This is a genomic window from Embleya sp. NPDC005575 (assembly GCF_040605455.1).
Taxonomy (GTDB): domain Bacteria; phylum Actinomycetota; class Actinomycetes; order Streptomycetales; family Streptomycetaceae; genus Embleya.
Genome location: NZ_JBEXCV010000175.1, coordinates 1 through 16,985, shown reverse-complemented (window position 1 = coordinate 16,985; position 16,985 = coordinate 1). Strand labels below are relative to the sequence as shown.

Genomic DNA, 16,985 nt, shown 5'->3' with positions numbered 1-16,985 from the left:
GGCCGGCGGGCCCGGCCTGCCTGCGGACTCCGGCACTGCCCGCGCGGTCGCCGCGGCCGGCTCCTCGGGGGCGGCGGGTCGACCCGGCCCGCGCCCGAGCGTGCGTCGGCTGGGGGCGGGACCGTTGTTGTTGGACATGGTGCGCTCAATGGTGCGGGCCGCGACTGCGGGAAACGGCACGGACCCGCCGGGCGGTGGACCGAATTGGGCCACTCGGGGGACCGGCGGGTCCGTCGAGACTTCGCGAAGCCGGCGCCGCGGCCGGGTTCGCTCGAATGTCGCTTAAGAGCCACGCAGTCGACGGACGAGAATGCTCGCCTCGCCGCGCGCCTCCAGGTCGGCCAGGACCACCGCGACCGCCTCACGCACTATCCGACCGCGGTCCACGGCCAGGCCGTAGTCGCCGCGCAGGCTCAGGCGTGCGTGTTCGAGGTCCATCAGTTCCTCGGCGGACACGTAGACCGTGATCTTCTCGTCGTGTCGCTCGCGCCCGCTCGGGCGGCGCTGCGCACGTGTCCGGCGGTGCGCCGGGCGCGCGTTCGGGTCGACACCCGCTGCGGCGGCGGACATCGAGGACGCCCCCGACGGCGTGGGCGCCTCGCGGCGGCCGGGCACGGGATGTTGCACGGCGTGCTGTTCGGCCTCGCCGGGGCCGCCGTCCGGACCGGACGACTCGTGTCGTTCGGTGCTGTCGGAGCCTGCTCCGACCGGCGGAACCTGCGCGGGTACGGTGCCGCGCGGCTCTCCCGAATCCCCGCCGGCGCTCTGCTGCTGTTGCCGCAGCATGGCGCCACCGGTGGTCCGGAACAGCTCGTCGGCACCCGGGAGACTCACTCGGCGCGACACCGGGCGAGCACCTCCCTGGCCAGTTGGCGATAGGCGGCTGCGCCCACCGAGTTGGAGGCGTAGGTGGTGATCGGTTCGCCCGCGACGGTGGTCTCGGGGAACCTGACGGTGCGTCCGATCACGGTGTGGAAGACCTGGTCGCCGAACGCCTCGGTGACGCGGGCCAATACCTCCCGGCCGTGCACCGTGCGCACGTCGTACATCGTCGCCAGGATGCCGTCGAGCACGAGGTCGGGGTTGAGCCGCTCGTGCACCTTCTCGATCGTCTCGGTGAGCAGCGCGACCCCGCGCAGCGCGAAGAACTCGCACTCCAGCGGCACGATGACGCTGTTCGCCGCGGTGAGGGCGTTGACCGTGAGCAGACCGAGCGAGGGCTGGCAGTCGATGATGATGTAGTCGTAGTCGTTGACCAGCGGCCGGATCGCGCGCGAGAGCGTGGTCTCACGGGCCACCTCGGTGACCAGTTGCACTTCCGCCGCCGACAAGTCGATGTTGCTGGGCAGCAGGTCCATGCCGGGGATGATCGTCTTCAGCAGGACGTCGTCCGCACTGAGGTGACTTTCCATCAGCAGGTTGTAGACGGTGAGTTCGAGCTCCATGGGGTTGACGCCCAGGCCCACCGACAGTGCACCCTGGGGGTCGAAGTCCACGAGCAGCACTCGTCGGCCGTATTCGGCAAGCGCGGCACCCAGATTGATGGTCGACGTGGTCTTGCCGACGCCGCCCTTCTGGTTGCACATCGCGATGATCTTCGCCGGGCCGTGTTCGCTCACCGGCGCCGGAATCGGGAAGTACGGAAGGGCGCGGCCGGTGGGGCCGACCCGCTCGCGCCGCTGCGTGGCGGCGTCAGGGGCGAGAGTCGCGGCGTACTCCGGATCCGGTTCGTAGTCCGCGTCGGGGTCGAACGGTCCGCCACGCAGTTCCTCGGCGTAGCGCAACTCGTCGTCGTAGTAGTACATGTCGTAGGCGTACTCGTGCGCGTCCGGACCATCGAGCCCGTCTTGCCCGGCCTGGCCGGCCGGGGCGGTCTGGCCCGCCTGAACGGCGCTGTCCGTGCGCGTCCCCCGCTGGTCCTGCAGGCCGTCGGCGGGCCCGTAGGAAGAGGTAGTCGGCGCTGCACGGCCCGGCGCCGCCCCTGGCTGGGCACCCCCGGGAGCAAATGTCGACTCGTTCACAAGTCGTCTTACCTCCTTGCCGACCAGGTCATTTCTTGCTTCGTCAGCCTGAAACCTTGCCGACGGATCGCGACTCTATGGCGTTGCGGACGGTCGCAGCAAGGCGAACCGCCCGACGCATGCAACATGTGAGGCGATCTAGTCAAGCGCCCGAGGGTGGGATCCTGCGTACACCTGACGGGGTCCGTCGAAGGTTTCGCGCCCGTAGACCCGGGTCGTGGACACCGAGGAATGACCCAGGAGTTCCTGGACGACCCGGACATCGGCCCCACTGTCGAGCAAATGCGTGGCGAACGAACACCGCAGCGCATGCGGGGAGATGGGGTCCGGCAGGGCCTCCCGCACGGCGGCGTTCCCGAGCACGGCCCAGCCTCTCCGCCGTGACGATCCGCCGCCCCGCGCGTTGAGAAAGACGGCGCCGCCACCGGGCCCGGCGACGGCGAGTTCGGGGCGGGCCCGCACCAGGTACACATCGAGCGCTTCGCCGGTCGTCCAGGTCGCGCGGCCCGTACGGCACGGCACCCGTCGAGGCGGCGGCGCGCCCGGGCGCACATCGTGCGCGACGTCGACCGCGACCAACCTCTCGCGCAGCGCGAACCGATGCAGCCCGCGCGCGTCCAGATAAGAGAGGTAACGTCGCAGATCCCACCGATAGGCGAGCAACGTGTTCCGCGCCGCCCCGCGCTCACCCGTCACATGAACCCCCGAAAACACCACATGCCGCACACCCACGTCATTGGGGGTGTACGGCATGCAATGTCCCACGCAACGCCGAGCCGATCCGCGCCCTCAAGCACCGGACAGCCAATCCGGCCCGCCCACCACTCAAGACCGCCGCCCTCAAGCACCAGCCGAGCCAACCCGGCCCGGCCGGCGCTTGAGGCCAAGTAGCCCAGGCCAAGCCAATCCAGCCCGGCCGGCGCTTGAGGCCAAGTAGCCCAGGCCAAGCCAATCCAGCCCGGCCGGCGCTTGAGGCCAATGGCCGATCCCTAGCCCAGCACGTCTTCCAACGACACAGCCGGCAGGCCCAGTGCTTCGCCGACCGCAGCATTCGTGAGCCGACCCTCGTGCGTCGACAGACCAAGCGCAAGTGCCCGGTCCGCCTTCGCCGCATCACGCCAGCCACGGTTCGCGAGCTGCACGATGTACGGCAGCGTCGCGTTGGTGAGCGCGTAGGTAGAGGTGTGCGGCACCGCGCCCGGCATGTTCGCGACGCAGTAGAAGATCGAGTTGTGCACCTTGTACACCGGGTCGTCGTGCGTCGTGGCGTGCGAGTCCTCGAAGCAGCCGCCCTGGTCGATCGCGATGTCGACGAGCACGGAGCCCGGCTTCATCCGCGACACCAGCTCGTTGGTGATCAGCTTCGGGGCCTTGGCGCCCGGGATCAGCACCGCGCCGATGACCAGGTCCGCGTCCAGCACGGCCTTCTCGATCTCGTACGTGTTCGACGCGACGGTCTGCAGGTGGCCCTGGTAGATCCGGTCGGCGTCGCGCAGCGCCTGAATGTTGCGGTCCAGCAAAAGCACCTCGGCCTGCATGCCCAGGGCGATCGCCGCCGCGTTCATGCCCGAGACACCGGCGCCGATCACGACGACCTTCGCGGCGTAGACACCGGAGACGCCACCCATCAGGGTGCCGCGACCGCCACCCTGCGCCATCAGGTGATACGAGCCGACCTGCGGCGCGAGCCGACCGGCCACCTCGGACATCGGGGCGAGCAGCGGCAGCGCGCCGCTGGGAAGCTGCACCGTCTCGTACGCGATGGACGTGGTACCGGCGTTGAGCAGGGCCTCGGTGCACTCCTTACCTGCGGCGAGGTGCAGGTAGGTGAAGAGCGTCTGGTCCTTGCGCAGCCGCCCGAACTCCGACGCGATCGGCTCCTTGACCTTCAGGATCAGGTCGCCGGTCGCCCAGACGTCGTCCGCCGTGGGGAGAATGGTCGCCCCCGCGGCCACATACTCCTCGTTCGGGATGGAGGAGCCGACGCCCGCGTCGTGCTCGATGTAGACCTCGTGACCGTTGCGCACGAGCTCGTGCACGCCGGCGGGCGTGATCGCCACGCGGTACTCGTGGTTCTTGACCTCGCGGGGGATACCGACCTTCACGGCTATCAAGTCCTGTCGACAGAGGGTTGGGCACCAGCGAGCCCGGGCATGCAATTGCACGCCGTACCTCGTGGTGTTCCTAGCTTAGTGCGGTTGGAACGCCCCGCCAACCTTACAAAGTGGCAGTGAGGGGTCTACCGTTTGTCTATTTCGTAGGTTGCGCCCGAGATGATGGACGAGAGCGAGTACCCGCAGCGGCGCTATTCGTCACCCAGGAAGCGACGAACCTCGTCGGCTTCGGGCGCGCCCGCGTCGACGAGCAGGGCCAATGCCTCCCGGCGGCGCGAACGGGCGTCCCGGACGTCGCCGGCTTCGAGTGCCAGTTCGGCGCTCTGCAACAGGGCGAGTGCCTCCAGGCGCTCGTCGCCCGCCGCCCGAAACGCCTCCATCGCGTCCCGATAGACGGCAAGCGCCTCCTGCGCGCGGCCCGCCTCGCCGAGCACGGCGGCGATGTCGGTCAGCACCCGGCCGATGTCGGCGGGGTCGCCGATCCGGCGGCGCACCCCGAGCGCGGCCCGATGGTCGCGGACCGACTGTTCGAATCGGCCCATCCGCGCGTGCAGCCGGCCCAGATGGGACAACACCCTGGCCTGGCCGGCCGCGTCGCCGATGGTGCGGCGCAGCAGCAGCGAGCGGTCGTACCAGTCGGCGGCGCGCTGCAGGTCGCCCAGGTCGGCGTAGGCGTTGCCGAGGTTGACCATCGCGCGGCCCTCGCCGGCCGGGTCGCCCAGTCCGCGGGAGACCTCCAGGGCCGCGCGGTAGCAGGACAGCGCCTCCTCCAGTTCCTGGCGCGCGACGTGCAGATTGCCCAGGTTGAGCAGGGCGACCGCTTCCTGCCGGCCGGAGCCGGCCCGACGTGCGGTGGTCAGCGCGAGTTCGTGCAGTTCGCGCACGTCGCTCCAGTGCGCGCGGCGGTCCAGCAGCCGGGTCAGCACCGAGACCAGCCGGCGGGTGGCCGCGTCCAGGCCGGCGGCCGCGGCGACCCGGGCGGCGGCCAGCAGTTCCGGTCGCTCGTCACGCAACCACGCGCGGGCCTCGTCGGCGGACGCGAAGCGCACGTCGGCACCCGGGTCCGGGCCGTCCGCGCCGACGATGATCCGCTCGGCCGAGCGAGCCAGCCGCACATACCGGTCGAGCAGTCGCACCCGCGCGTTGCGCCGCTCGCCGGGCCGCTCCTCCGCGTCCAGGCGTTCCTGTACATAGCCGCGCACCAGGTCGTGGAAGCGGAATCGGCCCGGCACCGAGCCCTGCTCCAGCAGGTGCAGCTCGCGCAGCTCGATCAGCGACCGGGTGGCCGCGTCGGGCCCGCAGTCGGCGAGCGCGGCGGCGGCGTCCGCGCCGAACTCGCGCCCGGGCACCAACGCGAGCAGCCGCAACAGCCGCGCGGCGGAGGGCACCAGTTCGCGGTGGATCAGCGAGAAGCACGCGCGCACCGCGAGGTCGTCGCCGGCCTGCTCGTGCAGCCGCAACCGTTCGGCCCGCACCCGGCGACCCACGTCGGCCATCGCGTAGCGCGGCCGGGCGCGCAGCCAGGCACCGGCCATCCGCAGTGCGGCCGGGTGGAAGTCGCACAGTGCGGCCAGCTCGTCCGCGGCGCGCGGATCGCACGCGACCCGGGTGTGTCCGGCCAGGTTGCCGAGCAGTTCGGCCGAGGCGCGTGCGTCCAGCATGTCCAGCGCGCAGGTCCGCACGGCGGCGGCCCGGCCGAGTCCGGTGAGCGGGGAGACCGAGGTGATCACCACGAGCGCGGTGGGGCTCTCCGGGAGCAGCGGGCGCAGCTGTGCGGTCCCGGTCACGTCCTCCAGCAGGATCAGGAAGTGTTTCCCGTCCAGATGCTCCCGAAAGAGCCTGATCCGTTCCTCGTGCGCGGAGGGTATGGCCACCGTGCCGAGCGCGTACAACATCGATTCGAGTACGTCGCCGGGCGGGATCAGCTCACCGCGCGGCCCGGTGAGGCGGGCGTACAGCCGGCCGTCCGGGAAGTGCGGGGCCAGCCGGTGGGCGAGCCGCACCGCGAACTCGGTGCGACCCACGCCGACCGGTCCGGTGATCGCGACCACCCGGTCCCGAGGCAGCCATACCGTACGGGTGGTGCCCGGGTGTTCGGGGTCGGTCGGCGCGAGCTGCGCGGGGATTGCCGCACCGGGTCCGGTCACCCAGCCGTAGAGGGTGTCGAGTTCGTCGGTGCGGCCGACGAAGTCGGGTCCTCCGGGCGGCAGTTGGTCCACAATCGCGGGCAACGCCTCACCCGGCGCGCGCATTCCGGGAACCCGCCCCTCGGCCGTCGCGCACCCGACCCCGGGCTCTCCGGTCACACCCACCGCAGACGCCCCCTGTCTCACCCACACCCATCGCGCAGATTACGGCCACGCACCGGCCCAAGAGGCCCGACTCGCCAACCCCGAGGCGCCAATTCCGCAGCCTTTCGACCTTGGGGCACGGGTGTGCGGGTAGGCACAAGAATCTCAAGCCCACCCAAGACGCAACCGCAGCCTCAAAACGGCCGGGCAGGCCAAGGCGCATCCGCGGCCCGGAGCGCATCCAGCCCGTCCCCGGCCAACGCGGCCGAGAGCGCGAGGGCTCCCGAAACCAGTATCGGGTTGTGCAGTTCGCCCGCCAGGATCCCGGCGATCGCCTCGTCCAGCGACAGCCAGGCCAGTTCCATCCCGACCTCCTCGTGCTCGACCGCGAACCGCTCGGCCCGCGACTCGGACAACCCGCGCGCGAGGAACACCCGGATCGCCTCGCCCGAGGAACCGGGTGTGGTGTAGACGTCCACCAGCACATTCCAGGTGGCGGCCTCGTGGTGAGCCTCCTCGAACAGCTCCCGCTCGGCCGCGTGCAGCGGGTTCTCCCCCGGCACGTCCAACAGGCCGGCCGGAATCTCCCACAACTTGTGCCGAACCGGATGCCGATACTGGCGCAGCACCAGCAGCCGCCCCTGCTCGTCCAGCGCCACCACGCCCACCGCCCCGGGATGGTCCAGGTAGTCGCGCCGCGCACTCGTGCCATCCGGCATCTCGACCACATCGCTGCGCATCGACCAGGCCCGCCCCTTGAACGGCGTCTCGCTCTCCGCGACGGGCCACGCCTCGGCGGTGTCGACGATCCTCGCCCGAGTGCCCGGGTCGTTCACGATGCGCTCCCCTTCAACCGGCCGCCGGCCGAATACCGCCGCCCCGACCGATGAGCCTAGTGCTCCGGGATCGCCCCACCCGGCTCCGACAAGCCGAAGCCTGGGCACAGCCCGCACCCGGACGCGTGCCGATGATTCCCGGCCCCTCCGGATCGGTCGGTGCATCGCCCTGCACCCATCCGTCGCCGCGGGTGGTCGTCACGATGCCTCCGAAGGCCGTTCGACCAGCGCAGCACGCACATCGAATGCGGCACCTAACAGCCCGCCATCACCCACGCCTTCCGCAGCCGACGGCACCCGGAGCCGCGCCGCGACCAATTTCCCACCGGCGGCCCGCATCCAGGTGAACCCGTCGGCAAGCCCGAGCACGATCGCCAGCCCACGCCCACACTCGACGTCGGGGTCGGCGTCGGCGGCCCGAATCCTCGGACACGGCATGGGGTCGTAGTCCCAGACCGCCATCTCGAACTCCCGCCGCTGCCAGGTGAGCATCAGCGACACTCCTGTAGCGCACCCACCTGCGGCTTCACGTGTACGACGGAGTTGGTCACCAACTCGGACACGATCAGCAGGGCCCCGTCCCTGACCCGCTCCGGGAAGCCATGCCCTATGCAGAAGTCCCGAACGAGACCACGAGCCGTCCCGACCGAGTGGACGGACAACGGAAGATCGAACTTCTGGGCACACGGCTGCATGGCAGCTCCCGAGATGTGACGCCGAGGGTGAGATGGGTCGACCTTGAGGACGACAGCGAGATCACTCATTGCATGCACTCAGGTGCAGCAAGTAGCGTGCATCCACCGTTCCTCTTCGCATGAGAATTGTCAATCCGAACGAGAATTCTCATGACTGTCGACTCGTGCCGCTCGTCCGGCGGCAGACTGAGTCACATGGCCCTATCCAGCCCTCGACACGTGAAGCTGGGACAGGAACTGCGTCGCCTCCGGGTGTCCGCAAAGCTGTCCATGGTCGACGTCCACAGTGAAGTCGACATGTCAGTGGCGACGTTCAGTCGCCTCGAACTCGGCAAGAAGAAGGACATCGACGAGCAGACCGTCTGGGTCCTGCTACGCAGATACGGCGCAAGCGACGATGACACCCGGGCCGTGCTCGCCCTCTGGGAAACCTGCCGCCAGGAGGTCGAACAGTGGTGGGACGCCTACGGCGACACGGTCTCCAGCGCCTACGCCGAATTCATCCGCGCCGAGCACACCGCGATCGAATGCCAGACGTTCACGCCTCTCGGCCTCCCGGGCCTGACGCAGACAGAGCGCTACGCGAGGGCCCTCACCGCCCAAACCGACGGTGGCGGCGAGGAGCGCACCGCCATCTTCACGGAGGTGCGGTTGCTGCGCCAGAAACGTCTGTACGCCGACCCGCCCTTGCGGATGACCGCGTTCATCACCGAAGCGGCTCTCCGAATCGACGTCGGCGGCGAGCGGGTGATGCGTGAACAGTTGCAACACCTCCTGGTCCTGGCCGAGTTGCCCAACGTCCACCTCGTCGTGATCCCTTTCGGATCCGCTGCCGTCGCCATTCTGGGATCCGGGTTCACGAAGTTCGACTACCCCGACGAAGAGCCGAGCGTGATCATCAACGCCGGTGCCGCAGGCCCCTTTCCGGCTACCGACGAGCCGTCCTATATTCAGCGCGGCCAACGACTGATCGACAGTCTGATGGGCGCGGGACTCGCCCCGGGAGAATCCGTCGCCATGATCCGGCAATACGTCACAAAGTGGAGTGACCGTGAGTTCTGAAGCACGTCTGGCGTGGAGAAAGAGCCGCCACAGCACCCAGGACAGTGACTGCGTCGAGGTCGCGCCCGATCGCGACGTCGTTCGCGCGCGGGATTCGAAAGTGGTCCTGGGCCCGGCTCTGGGCTTCGGAGAGGCACCCTGGGCGCGCTTCGTGAGTGCGCTGAAGTAGACGGCCGTCGAGGACCCGACGCCGAGGAGCCACCAGCCCGATCATCCGGGCGGGTGGCTCCTTGTGTCGTCGGTCTATCGGCCTGTCGGCTTGTCGGTCGGGCGCCGGCCGTGCGTCAGGACGTGGTCTCCGCGACGCGGTCCTCGCCCTTGATGCGGCGGACCGCCGCCGCGACCAGGCCCGCGAAGAGCGGGTGCGGACGCGTGGGGCGGGACTTCAGCTCCGGGTGGGCCTGGGTGGCGATGAAGTACGGGTGCTGCTCGCGCGGCAGCTCCACGTACTCCACCAGGCGGCCGTCGGGCGAGAGGCCGGAGAAGACCAGGCCGGTCTCCTCCAACTGCCCGCGGTAGGCGTTGTTGACCTCGTAGCGGTGGCGGTGCCGCTCCTCGGACTGGGTCGCGCCGTAGACCTCGCGGGCGATCGAGCCCTCGGCCAGGTCCGCCGTGTACAGGCCGAGCCGCATCGTGCCGCCCAGGTCGCCCTGGCCCGCGACGATGTCGAGCTGGTCGGCCATGGTCGCCACCACCGGGTGCGCGGCCTCGGGGTCGAATTCGAGCGAGTTCGCGCCGGCCAGACCCGCCAGGTTGCGTGCGGCCTCGATCACCATGCACTGCAGGCCCAGACAGATGCCCAGGGTCGGAATCCGGTGCTCGCGGGCGTAGGTGATCGCCTGCACCTTGCCCTCGACACCGCGGTCGCCGAACCCGCCGGGCACCAGCACCGCGTCGCAGTCGCCGAGCTCACGCGCGGCGCCCTCGGGCGTCGCGGTGTTGTCCGACGTCACCCACTTGATGCGGGTCCGTACGTTGTTCGCGAAGCCGCCCGCGCGGATCGCCTCGGTGACCGAGAGGTAGGCGTCGGGCAGGTCGATGTACTTGCCGACCAGCGCGACGGTGACCTCACGCTCGGGCTGGTGCACCCGGCGCAGCAGGTCGTCCCACTGGGTCCAGTCCACGTCCCGGAAGTTCAACCCGAGCCGGCGCACCACGTACGCGTCCAGGCCCTCGGAGTGCAGGACCTTGGGGATGTCGTAGATCGACGGGGCGTCGATGGCCGCGACCACGGCCTCCTCGTCCACGTCACACATCAGCGAGATCTTGCGCTTGATGTCCTGCGGCACGGCCCGGTCCGCACGCAGCACGATCGCGTCCGGCTGGATGCCGATGCTGCGCAGCGCGGCGACCGAGTGCTGGGTCGGCTTGGTCTTCAGCTCGCCCGACGGGCCGATGTACGGCAGCAGCGAGACGTGCAGGAAGAACACGTTGTCCCGGCCGACCTCGTGCCGGACCTGGCGGATCGATTCGAGGAAGGGCAGCGACTCGATGTCGCCGACGGTGCCGCCGACCTCGGTGATCACGATGTCCACGTCGTCCACGGCCATGGCCCGGATCCGCGACTTGATCTCGTTGGTGATGTGCGGGATGACCTGCACGGTGTCACCGAGGTACTCGCCGCGACGCTCCTTGGCGATGACGGTCGAGTAGACCTGACCGGTCGTCACGTTGGCCGAGCCGTGCAGGTCGACATCGAGGAAGCGCTCGTAGTGGCCGACGTCCAGGTCGGTCTCGGCGCCGTCGTTGGTGACGAACACCTCGCCGTGCTGGAAGGGGTTCATCGTCCCGGGGTCGACGTTCAGGTAGGGGTCGAGCTTTTGCATCGTGACCCGCAGGCCACGCGCCTTGAGGAGCGCTCCGAGGCTCGACGCGGTGAGCCCCTTGCCGAGCGAGGAGGCGACGCCTCCGGTGACGAAAAGGTGCTTCGCCTGCCGGGTGCGACTGGGCGTCTGAGGCACTGCCAAGGAGGGGCTCCCGTGGTTGCGATCGAGGGGATTTCGAAGGGGACGCTGCTGGGCCGATGCGGCCCGGAACAGTCCCACCAAGTCCACGGGATACCAGCCTAACAGCGTCGGGGGTCGAGGTCCCGCACCCGGTGGGGAACAACTGCGACACCATACGGCGATTGCCCAGAGTGACAACGCACGGGAGATTCCGGGCACATACCGACGGATCGGCCGAGTCGGATTCGACACAGAGTCAACGATCGGGTCGGCGAAAGCAGGCACGTTTCAGCTCCGACGGCGCACTATGCTACGCAGGCGGTGCACGAGCTTCTCTCCGTTCGCCGACACCCGCGCGCAGCGGAAACATACGCGCGCGACGGGTGCACGTCCCCCGGATCCCGACGGGACGACATTTCGGGAGCACCGGTCGATCCGACCACCAATACGGCGGTCGATCACGCGCGCGTGGTGCACTCTGGAATGAATCGATCAACCGCTGATCAGAACACGTCGACCGGCGAGCGCGGTACGCATGAACACAGCACGTACGAGCCAGGCACGTGCGAACCAGCCCCTCGGCCGAACCCAGTACGCACGACGGGACGACCGGCACCATCAGGACGACCAGGAACGGAAAGCGTTGCCCGTGACCAGCCGCATCGAGGACTACGCCCTCATCGGGGACATGCAGACCGCCGCTCTCGTGGGCCGCGACGGTTCCATGGATTGGCTCTGCCTCCCCCGCTTCGATTCCCCCGCCGTGTTCGCGGGCCTGCTCGGCAGCGAGGAACACGGTTCGTGGCAGGTCGCGCCGCTTTCCGGCGGCCCCGCGACCCGTCGCCGGTATCGTGGCGACTCGCTGATCCTCGAATCGGAATGGGAGACCCCCCGGGGGACCATTCGGGTGATCGATTTCATGCCTCCGGCGGACGCCCTGGTCGGCGCACCGGTCGTGGTGCGGATCGTGGAGGGCGTGTCGGGTCGGGTACCGGTCCGCTCGGAGCTGCGCATGCGGTTCCACTACGGCAAGGTCGTGCCGTGGGTGCGCCGCGAGGAGGACGGGCGCACCGTCGCGGTGGCCGGTCCGGACGCGGTGTGGTTCGCCAGTGACACCGAGACCTACGGGCGCGGCCTGACCACCTATTCGGACGTCACCCTCGGCGAGGGCGACCGGGTCACCTTCACCCTCACGTGGCACCCCTCGCACGTCGAGGGCCCGCTGCCCACCGACGCGCTCGCCGCACTCGCGGACACCGAGGCGTTCTGGGCCGACTGGATGACCCGCTGCACCTACCGGGGCCCGTGGCGCGAGCCGGTGGTGCGCTCGCTGATCACGCTCAAGGCGCTCACCTACGCGCCGACCGGCGGGATCGTCGCGGCGCCGACCACGTCGCTGCCCGAGGACGTGGGCGGGGTGCGCAACTGGGACTACCGCTACACCTGGCTGCGGGACGCGGCGATGACGCTGGGCGCGCTGCTCAAGACCGGTTTCGTGGACGAGGCCAAGGCGTGGCGCGAGTGGCTGCTGCGGGCGGTCGCGGGCGACCCGGAGAACCTCCAGATCATGTACGGCGTGGGCGGCGAGCGCCGGCTGACCGAGTACGAGGCGACCTGGCTGCCGGGCTACGAGGGCTCGCACCCGGTCCGGATCGGCAACGCCGCCGCCGAGCAGTTCCAGCTCGACGTCTACGGCGAGGTGGTCGACGCGCTGCACCTGGGCCGGGTCTCCGGCATGGAGGGCAACGACCACGCGCACGCGCTCCAGCTCAAGCTGATGGACTACATGGAGCAGCACTGGCGCGACCCGGACGAGGGCATCTGGGAGGTGCGCGGGCCGCGCCGGCACTTCGTGCACTCCAAGGTGATGGCCTGGGTCGCGGTGGACCGCACCATCAAGATGCTGGTGGACGAGCCGATGGACTCGGACACCGAGAAGATGCTCGAACACCTCAGGGGGGTGCGCGACGAGATCCACCGCGAGGTGTGCGCGTACGGGTACGACGTGGACCGCAACACCTTCACCCAGTACTACGGCTCGACCGAGTTGGACGCGTCGCTGCTGCTGATCCCGCAGGTGGGCTTCCTGCCGCCGGAGGACAAGCGGGTGATCGGCACGATCGAGGCGATCCAGAACGAGCTGACCGAGGACGGCTTCGTCCGCCGTTACCCCACCAACGGCACCAGCGTCGGCCTGGACGGCCTGCCGGGTGACGAAGGGGCTTTCCTGGCCTGCTCGTTCTGGCTGGCCGACGACCTGGCGATGATCGGTCGGGTGGATGAGGCACGCGAGCTGTTCGAACGCCTGCTCGCGCTGCGCAACGACCTGGGCCTGCTCGCCGAGGAGTGGGATCCGCGGCTCCAGCGCCAGGTGGGCAACTTCCCGCAGGCGTTCAGCCACGTGCCGCTGATCGACACGGCACTGCGGCTGACCGCGACGATGCGCACCGAGACGGGCGAGCAGGACTGATCGCGGCGACGGCACGCGGCGGCGGGCGGCGTCGCGGCGACGGGACATCGCGGTGGCGGGACGAGTGGCCCGGGAGGGTTCGGTGGGCGCCCTGTGCAGGTGTGCGCACCGATCCCGGGTGATACCTCCCGACGCCATGGCCCGCGGACGTTCCACGACTGCGGCAACGAGCGACGAGCCGGTCGGCTCGTCGCCCGTCCCATCGTCGCCGTCGACCCGCTGCGGCGCACCGCTTCGACGACGGGCGCGGCGTCACACCGGGCCGAGCTCCTCGTAGATGCTCAGGACCTGGGCGATGGTCTCGCGCTCGTCGGGCCAGGTCGCGGCCTGGGCTCGGCCCGCCTCGACGAGTTCGGCGCGCCGGGTCGGGTCGGCGAGCAGGTCGCGAACCGCGGCGGCGAGGTCGTCCGGCCGACCGGGCGGAACCAGTACCGCCGCGTCGCCGACCAGTTCCGGGATGCCGCCGACCTGCGTGGCGACCAGTGCCACGCCGGTGCGCAGTGCCTCCTGGGCGACCAGCGCCCGGGCCTCCCAGCGGCTGGGTAGGACCGCGAGATCGGCGGCGCCGAGCAGGTCGGCCACGTCCGCACGATGGCCGAGCAGGCGAACCGGCAACGTGTCGGCGTCGATCCGGTCCTGGAGCGATTCGCGCAGCGGCCCGTCTCCGGCGATCACGAGCAGGGGCACCGGTTGTTCGTCCGACCACTGTCGCGCGGCGTCCAGGAGCACCGGGTAGTCCTTCTGCGGGGCCAACCTGCCCACGGCGACCAGCAGCGGCCGGTCCCCGGCGGCGAATTCGGCCCGCACCGCGGCTCGGTCCCGCTCGGCCGGCGGCAGCGGCGGGGCCGATACCGGTCCGAGCCGGGCATCCCGCGCGCCGAGCTGCCTGGCCCGGTCGACCAGGTCGGTCGAGGCGCCCAGGACGACGTCGGCGGCCCGCACCGCGCGGCCCTCCAGCACCCGGGTCAGCGCACCCTTCGCGCCGCCGACCAGGACCGCGTTGTGCAGGGTGAGCACCAGCGGCCTGCGGCGTACCCGATGCCGACCGAGCGCGTTACCCGCAGCCAACCCGGCGCGCAATCCGTGCGCGTGCACCACGTGCGCGGGTGCGCAGGCCGCGCGCAGCTCGCGCAGGGCCGCCCGATCGGTGGGCCGCGGCGCCGAACCGATCTCGACCACCCGAAATCGTGCGCCGGTGCCCGCGAAGTCGAAGTGCTCCTCGGTCGAGGCCGGGCCGCACACGGTCACCGCGACCCCGCGCCCGACCAGTCCGGCCGCCAGCGAACGCACGTGCGCGCCGATCCCGCCGGTCGACGTAGCCAGGACAAGGACGGCCCGCAGCCGGGCCGGCTCGGTGCGCTCCCGCGCCTCAGTCGTCGTGTCCACGCCGCTGCTCCCCTTCCGATTCGGCCGCCCGCCGCCCGCGCAGCGTGGCCCTGACGGCCTCGCCGACGGTCACGGATACGACTCCCGCGAACACCAGGGTGCCCACGATGGCGGCAACCGCCGCGATGATCAACGTGAAGACGATGCCGCCCGTCCCGAATGCCCGCGACGCCCCGAACCCGGCCGCGCCGGCGGCGAACGCGGCCGCCACCGCACACGCCGCCGGCCTGACCATCGCCGCGCCGGCCAACGCCCGCGGGCCGGCCGTTCGCACCACGGCATAGGCCAACAGCAGGCCTGCCACGGTCATCCCGATCGAGTTGCCCAGGCCCAGCGCGGCCACCGTCCAGCGTGCGGGCAGCGCGAAGGCGAGCGTGACGTCGGCGACCACGACCACGCACCAGCCGGCCACCACGCAGCCGGCGGCGGCGCGACCGTGGCCGGAGGCGTTCAGCGCGCGGCCCAGGTGCGCGATCAGCGCGTACCCCATCAACCCGGGCGCGAAGGCGGCCAGCGCCCACGCCATTTGTTCGGGCTCGGTGGAGCCGGCCATGAACAGCGCGAAGAACCGACCCAGCGGCGCGGCGGCGGCCAGCAGCAGCGCGGTGCCGGCGGCGCCGACCAGGAGCACGGTGCGAGTGGTCGCGGCGACCGCGTCCGCGAACGCGTCCCGGTCCCCGTCGTGCGCGTGCGCGCTCAGGCGCGGGAAGGCGGCGGTGGCAATCGGCACCGCGAGCACCGCGTACGGAAGCAGGTAGACCATCCACGCGGTCTGGTAGACGACCAGGGACCCGTGTGTACCCCGCCCGTTGGCCAGCAGGATCACCGCGATCGTCGCGGCCTGCTGGGCGATCAGCGTCGCGACGCCGGCCAGCGCGAGGGTGCGTACCCGGTGGGCCACGCCGTCCGGAAAGCGCAGGGTGGGGCGCAGCCGCAGGCCGGTCGAGCGCAGCGGCACGACGGTGACCAGCGCGAGGGCCAGGACGCCGGCGGTGGTGCCCAGCGACAGGGTCAGTTCGGCGCCGCGCGGCAGGGCGGCCGGGTTGTCCAGGTCGACGTCGTACCGGTTCGCGAAGAGCAGATAGCTGCCGGCCACGACCAGGCTGGACACGAGCGGCGCGAGCGTCCCGGCCAGGAAGCGGTGATGAGCCTGGAGGATGCCGCCGGCGACCACGGCGATGCCGTACAGCAGCACCTGCGGCACGAACACGAGCAACATCCGGGACGCGACGTCCGCGACGCCGGGTCCGTCCGCCTTGCCGGCCAACAGCAGTTCGGCGATCGGCCGCGCCAGCAGCGCGCCGAGCAGCACGATCGGGGTCAGCACCAGGACGACCCAGGTCAGCAGCGCGGACGCGATCCGCCCGGCATCGTGACGTGCGCCCTTGGCCACCGGGCCGGCCAGCACCGGCACCACCACGCTCGCCAGCGCCCCGCCGGCGACGATCTCGAAGACGATGTTGGGCACCGAGTTGACGGTGCTGTACGCAGTGCCCAGGACGGTGTCGCCCACCGTCCCGGAGAACACCAGCTGCCGCCCGAACCCGGCCAGCCGGGCGAACACGGTGACCACGGCCATCAACGCGGCGGCCCCGGCGATGCCCCGCACGACACCACGGGCCCGGGTGGTTCCGGCCGGGGTGGCGGGGGCGGCGTCGGCTCCGGCAAGGGCAGGCGCGGCGTCGGGGGTGGTCTCGGGAGGCGCGCCTGGCGCGGCGTCGGCCTCGGGGGGCGTGGCGCCTGCCCCGGGCTCGGGGGGCACGCCGCCGGCTCCGTTCCTGGCGGGGCCGCCGTCGGCATCAGCCCCGGAACCCGCGCCGCCGGCCCCGGTCGCGGCAGGCCCGCCGCCGTCCGGCCGCCGAGAGCCGCCTCGTGTGGCCGTCACCCGCCGTCCACACCCGTCGGAAGCGAAGGGCGCGCGAAGCCGGTCGAAGCGGCCTGCCGGGTCGGGACGTCGATCATCCGCGTACCGCTCGTCGGCACGCCCCGTCGAGCGCCCACAGCCCATCGGTCGTTGCCGGTCATGCCGGTGCGACGGCTCCCTCGGCGGCCGGCTGCCGGGGCACCGGGGGCGGCTCGGGTGACCCGAACTATGGACCGCTGTCGTTGCCGGACGAGACGAGCCTGTACATCTACGGGGCGCCGCCGGAGGAGTACACGACGG

Annotated in this window: 14 protein-coding genes; 3 read left to right on the top strand and 11 right to left on the bottom strand. The window is 71.0% G+C overall.

What is annotated here, in order from left to right:
- Window positions 1-282: 282 nt before the first annotated feature.
- From ABZS54_RS36505 to ABZS54_RS36470, 8 genes are all read right to left on the bottom strand, one after another.
- A complete protein-coding gene (locus tag ABZS54_RS36505; RefSeq protein ID WP_355546109.1) occupies window positions 283-846 on the bottom strand; it encodes a hypothetical protein in 564 nt (187 codons plus the stop codon).
- Window positions 831-1,805 carry an AAA family ATPase gene (locus tag ABZS54_RS36500; protein WP_020555592.1) on the bottom strand — a complete coding sequence of 325 codons (975 nt, stop codon included), beginning with the start codon at window positions 1,803-1,805 and terminating at the stop codon, window positions 831-833. Before ABZS54_RS36500 ends, ABZS54_RS36505 begins: the two co-directional genes overlap by 16 nt.
- Before the next feature lie 354 nt (window positions 1,806-2,159).
- On the bottom strand, window positions 2,160-2,774 hold the full coding sequence (locus tag ABZS54_RS36495) for a tyrosine-type recombinase/integrase (RefSeq protein ID WP_355546107.1): 615 nt from the start codon (window positions 2,772-2,774) through the stop codon (window positions 2,160-2,162).
- Between the two features lie 236 nt (window positions 2,775-3,010).
- Entirely contained in the window at window positions 3,011-4,126 is a 1,116-nt protein-coding gene (gene ald, locus ABZS54_RS36490) for an alanine dehydrogenase (protein WP_355546105.1), read from the bottom strand.
- A gap of 200 nt (window positions 4,127-4,326) precedes the next feature.
- Entirely contained in the window at window positions 4,327-6,387 is a 2,061-nt protein-coding gene (locus ABZS54_RS36485; protein ID WP_355546103.1) for a tetratricopeptide repeat protein, read from the bottom strand.
- A gap of 233 nt (window positions 6,388-6,620) precedes the next feature.
- Window positions 6,621-7,262 (bottom strand): NUDIX hydrolase, encoded by a 642-nt coding sequence (locus ABZS54_RS36480; protein ID WP_355546101.1) that lies wholly within the window; start codon window positions 7,260-7,262, stop codon window positions 6,621-6,623.
- Window positions 7,263-7,460: 198 nt separating this feature from the next.
- The gene (locus ABZS54_RS36475) at window positions 7,461-7,754 is read right to left on the bottom strand and encodes an ATP-binding protein (RefSeq protein ID WP_355546099.1); all 294 of its coding nucleotides are present in this window, start codon (window positions 7,752-7,754) and stop codon (window positions 7,461-7,463) included.
- On the bottom strand, window positions 7,754-7,957 hold the full coding sequence (locus tag ABZS54_RS36470) for a hypothetical protein (protein ID WP_355546097.1): 204 nt from the start codon (window positions 7,955-7,957) through the stop codon (window positions 7,754-7,756). The genes ABZS54_RS36475 and ABZS54_RS36470 overlap by 1 nt, the downstream gene beginning before the upstream one ends.
- Before the next feature lie 219 nt (window positions 7,958-8,176).
- Between ABZS54_RS36470 and ABZS54_RS36465 the strand changes: the two genes are divergently transcribed.
- Complete coding sequence (locus ABZS54_RS36465) at window positions 8,177-9,019, top strand: helix-turn-helix transcriptional regulator (RefSeq protein WP_355546095.1); 843 nt, start codon at window positions 8,177-8,179, stop codon at window positions 9,017-9,019.
- Window positions 9,003-9,188, top strand: coding sequence for a DUF397 domain-containing protein (locus tag ABZS54_RS36460; protein ID WP_355546093.1), 186 nt, complete (start codon window positions 9,003-9,005; stop codon window positions 9,186-9,188). Before ABZS54_RS36465 ends, ABZS54_RS36460 begins: the two co-directional genes overlap by 17 nt.
- A gap of 115 nt (window positions 9,189-9,303) precedes the next feature.
- Here the strand turns inward: ABZS54_RS36460 and ABZS54_RS36455 are convergent, their stop codons facing one another.
- A complete protein-coding gene (locus ABZS54_RS36455) occupies window positions 9,304-10,980 on the bottom strand; it encodes a CTP synthase (RefSeq protein ID WP_355546111.1) in 1,677 nt (558 codons plus the stop codon).
- A gap of 634 nt (window positions 10,981-11,614) precedes the next feature.
- On the opposite strand from ABZS54_RS36455, the gene ABZS54_RS36450 reads away from it, so the two are divergent.
- The gene (locus tag ABZS54_RS36450; protein WP_355546091.1) at window positions 11,615-13,435 is read left to right on the top strand and encodes a glycoside hydrolase family 15 protein; all 1,821 of its coding nucleotides are present in this window, start codon (window positions 11,615-11,617) and stop codon (window positions 13,433-13,435) included.
- 252 nt (window positions 13,436-13,687) lie between these two features.
- Here ABZS54_RS36450 and ABZS54_RS36445 read toward each other — a convergent pair whose 3' ends face one another.
- The gene (locus tag ABZS54_RS36445) at window positions 13,688-14,821 is read right to left on the bottom strand and encodes a glycosyltransferase family 4 protein (protein ID WP_355546089.1); all 1,134 of its coding nucleotides are present in this window, start codon (window positions 14,819-14,821) and stop codon (window positions 13,688-13,690) included.
- Window positions 14,805-16,583, bottom strand: a complete 1,779-nt coding sequence (locus ABZS54_RS36440; protein WP_355546087.1) for a lipid II flippase MurJ — start codon at window positions 16,581-16,583, stop codon at window positions 14,805-14,807. The genes ABZS54_RS36445 and ABZS54_RS36440 overlap by 17 nt, the downstream gene beginning before the upstream one ends.
- Window positions 16,584-16,985 lie beyond the last annotated feature (402 nt).

Coding starts and splice junctions, on each gene's coding strand:
- ABZS54_RS36485 (WP_355546103.1), bottom strand. CDS start 6,387: ATGCGCGCGCCGGGTGAGGCGTTGCCCGCGATTGTGGACCAACTGCCG.
- ABZS54_RS36470 (WP_355546097.1), bottom strand. CDS start 7,957: ATGCAGCCGTGTGCCCAGAAGTTCGATCTTCCGTTGTCCGTCCACTCG.
- ABZS54_RS36475 (WP_355546099.1), bottom strand. CDS start 7,754: ATGCTCACCTGGCAGCGGCGGGAGTTCGAGATGGCGGTCTGGGACTAC.
- ABZS54_RS36500 (WP_020555592.1), bottom strand. CDS start 1,805: ATGTACTACTACGACGACGAGTTGCGCTACGCCGAGGAACTGCGTGGC.
- ABZS54_RS36495 (WP_355546107.1), bottom strand. CDS start 2,774: ATGCCGTACACCCCCAATGACGTGGGTGTGCGGCATGTGGTGTTTTCG.